Below are 4,008 nucleotides of genomic sequence, written 5' to 3'. Positions count from 1 at the left end.
TCATGGCCAACGACTTCGCCGGGCTGGTGGATGGCTCGCAGCGGCATGTGCTGCTTGGGATTGCGCAGTTGATCATGCTCGGTGAGCTGGCGGTGAATCAGGTGCTGGACAATCTGGAACTGAAGGCTGAGGCGCCGCTGTAGCGTTATCGCCTGAGCAAAGAAAAACCCGCCGTCCCGTTTGATCGGGACGGCGGGTTTTGTCGTTTCAGTGCCCCACTCAGACCGCTCGTCGCAAACCCACGCTCACCTGTAATTTCTGACAGTAGCCAACCCCGCCACCGCACCGTTCAATGCCTCCATCGCCCCTGCCGTCGATCGGAGCTCACGCCATGCCTGTCAACAATCCCCCAGGAACCACGCCGCGGGTGCTTGAGGAACTCGACGTTCCCGGTCGTACCGGTCCCGTGTCGCAAACGCCTCTTGTATGGGGGCTGGGCAAAGCGGCTGTGCTGGACAACTTCCCCAAACAGGGCCTGCTGTGCCGCGCCGGGCCGTGGACGATCATGGGCAAGGGCGACAGTCTGGTGATCTTTCTGAACAGCCAGTCGGTGTTCAACACAACCGTCGACGCTGATGAAGTCGACAAAACGCTGTCGATGTTTGTGCCCGCCGCCCGTTTCAATGAAGGCTCGTCCACGCTGAAATACGCCGTCACCCGGCGCAACGATACAACGCCTGAACCGTCCGAAATCATGCAGGTGTTGGTCAAGCTCACCCGTCCCGGAGGCCATGACAGCGACGAAGGCCCGGGCCATTCGAAACTGAAAATGACCATCCCCAGGGAGATTCTCGAGGGCGGCATCGACAAGGACAACATCGCCGCCGGCGTGCCGATCACCATCGGCCCCTCTGACGACGGGCCAGAACCCTATCCCGACGCAGCCGCCGGCGACGTGATTCAGGTGACCTGGGGCGGGGTGTTCGTGCTCTACGGACCGCTGACTCAGGATCAGGCCGACGGCAAAGTGCCGCTTGTCGTACACATCGGTGAGGCGACCATCCGCGAGGCCGAGGACTCGGACAGCGGTGGACTGGCGGTGGCCTTTGAGGTCTATGACATTGTCGATAACCGCTCCGAAGACTGGAGTTACGAGCAACGCGTGGTGGTGGCAGTCGACGCCACGAGACTGGATGCACCGATCTGCAAGCAAGCGCTGAACAACGTGCTGGACATCGACAAACTAGGGGATGCCGACGCCACGGCGCAGGTCGTTGCCATGGACGGCAGCCAGTTCAAGGTCGGTGACATCCCCATCCTCAGGCTCAAGGGCACGCCCGTTGAAGGGGCGCCGATCAACATCGAAGTTCGCGGCCAGCCGCTGGCCAGTGTGCCGAGCATCCCCGAGATCGCGATTCCCAATGCCGCGCTGCGGCAACTGGCCAAGACCCAGATCGCCTTGTCCTTTCGCCTGCAAAAAGCCGATGGCACTGCCGATCTGCCGTCCAAAACCCAGTTCATCAGTGTCATTGGCGAGATCCAGCGGCTGCTGGCCCCGCGCGCGCTCGATGCGTCGCAAGGCGCCCTCGACCCGGACCTTGCACAGGCACGCATCGAGATTCCATTCGACAAATCCTTTGTGGCCGGCCAGGCAATCAAGCTGTTCTGGCTCGGCACCCGGTCCGACCTGAGCACCTACTTGCCCGACCTGCTGCTGCGCCCGATTACCGGTGGCGATATCAGTGCCGGCGTGCCCCTGCTGATCAACGTTCCCGGCCTTCATCTGAAACAGATCGAAGGCGGTACGCTGGAGTTGTACTACCAGTTGCTGAGCGATGACGCGGTGCTGGGGACGATGAACCGGGTCAACGCAACGCACGCCATCCGTGAGTCGATCCACGCCGAGCTCCTGAACGTTGGCGAACCGAAAAAAGAACTGCCAGAGCCGACAGTGGACGGCGTCGTTGACGGCGTATTGACGCCGGACACCGCCGGCACCACGCTGACCGTGGACTACCTGAACACGGTCAAGGATGACGAGGTGTTTTGCGTGTGGCTGGGCTCGAAAACCGGTCGGTATGAAGACTCGGTCAAGCTGTCCTCGTTTACCGCCGGCCAACCGGTGCCGTTCCCCATCAAGGCCGAACTGATCAAGGGCAATGAGGGGGGGACGGTCAAGGCGTCGTACTTCATCAAATGGGCGGATTCACGGCCCACCAGTTATTCGGATGAGAATACATTCAGTGTCGGAGTGAAACTCGACCTGAAAGCCCCGAAGATCAAGGAAGCTTCAGATGACAAAAACCTGCTGCCGAATGCGGCAAAGGACACATTGACCGCTGTGGTGGACTACGTCGGCATGGCGTTGCAGGACAAAATCATTGTCACCTGGACAGGCGCTCCGGGCACGCCGGCGGGAGGCTCATACACGGCGCCGGAAAAAACCGTCACCGTGCTCGGGCCGCAGGAGATTCCACTGGCCAACAGCGTGGTGGCTTTCAACCTGAGCAAACCGGTGACTGTGGATTACACGGTCAAACGCGGCGCTGCGGCGCCGCAGCCGTCGACAAGCCTCCCCCTGGCAGTGCAGGCGTTGAGTCTGGACTTGTCGAACGTGCCGAAAATCCTTCAGGCCGCCAATAACGGTGATGGTACAACACTGGATCTGAGTGCCATCGCGACCGCAGGCACGATCCTCGCGCCCAACTGGCCGCTGATTGCCCTGAACCAATTCGTATGGCTGTGGCTCAAGGGGACGCTATCGCCCGGCGACACGCCGTATGAAGTCCTTCTCTGGAAGGCTCCGAACGCCAGAGTCAACCAGGCCTGGGTCGACGAAGCTTATGAGCACCCCCTCGCGGCAGCCGAGCTGAATACACTCAAGCAACTCAAACATGGCTCGACGTTCTCCATCGAATTCAAGGCGGCGTTGGGCCAAAGTCAGAACGTAGCCGAGGCGGTGACGTTCCCGACACGCACCTATACCGTCATTGCCATCGAGGACATCAAACCCGAAATCACCTCGATCCAAGGCTCGCCCAGCGGAGCCGAGATTCTTCAGAACGGGTTCACCGTGGAAACGGCCGTCACTGTGACGGGGACAGCCACCAAGGGCCAGAACGTGAAAATTCTGGATGGAGCCACCCCAATAGGCGACGCAACCGCAGACCCGGTCACCGGGATCTGGACCAAAACGGTCTCAGGGCTGGGCGTGACACCGCACAGCTTCACGGCCAAGGCGTTGTATGGCACCGGGGCGAGCTCGACAGCTCGGACCTTCACCGTGGTGCCCCCCCTTTCGATTGATACCAGCGACATGAAGTTGGCCGGTCTTTCTGTGAAGTACGATTATTGGCCAAAAACTGGACAACACTCTGCTGGCAACACAGAAGATCGGCAACCTCAGGGAGGAAAACCACCCTACATTTACTCGTCACGCAACTCCTTGATCGCTTCTGTGGATCAACGCGGAAAAGTTGTAGGCAAAATGCGTGGCACGACAACCATCACGGTGACTGACGACCTGAAAAACAGAGTTGAGTACGATGTTATCGTGAGCAATATCTTCCGACTTGTTATAAATGAACAACGAACTTCCAGCGCCACTGCGATTGCATGGATGCAGTCTCTTGGAGGTTCTACATTGGTCGGGACACAGGCGTTTAATGATCTCTCCCGTGTTTATGTTGTTCCAGTACCAAGAGCATCCGAATATTGGCTGTGTGCTCGATATAGCGACCCGTCCTTCCACTATATCTTGCAGCAACATGCGTTTTTGTATACTTGGCGAAAAGATGATCTCGCAGCGGGTGCATGGTGCTTGATCCCGCAATGAGAACAACAATGGGGAAAAGGGGACGCATTTATTTTCCAGTCCCGCCCCTGAAAAGCCGCCCTCTCTTCAATCGCGAGGGCGGCTTTTGTCGTTTCGGCTCAAGCCAACGCACTTGTTGAATAGTGTTGAAGGTTGTGTCCGCAAAGCCACGCAACCTTGCGCCTTTGCCTACGCATCCGCCAGAATCCGCCGGCTTGTGCGCCTTGGGGGCGGGTTCTATTGTTTGGCGGTCG

General features: G+C 59.0%; 2 protein-coding genes. Both read left to right on the top strand.

The genetic code is table 11. From position 1 onward, the window contains the following. Nucleotides 1-143 (top strand): DUF6124 family protein (locus ACW9HX_RS28860; protein WP_457383184.1); only part of this gene is annotated, 143 nt, incomplete at its 5' end. Nucleotides 144-331: 188 nt separating this feature from the next. Then, entirely contained in the window at nucleotides 332-3,775 is a 3,444-nt protein-coding gene (locus tag ACW9HX_RS28855) for a hypothetical protein (RefSeq protein ID WP_457383183.1), read from the top strand. Nucleotides 3,776-4,008: the final 233 nt, after the last annotated feature.

The sequence above is a fragment of the Pseudomonas sp. SDO52101_S400 genome (genome assembly GCF_054071635.1).
The sequence above is the reverse complement of the archived record's forward strand: the minus strand, read 5'-3'. Positions and strand labels throughout refer to the sequence as shown.

Coding starts and splice junctions, on each gene's coding strand:
- ACW9HX_RS28855 (WP_457383183.1), top strand. CDS start 332: ATGCCTGTCAACAATCCCCCAGGAACCACGCCGCGGGTGCTTGAGGAA.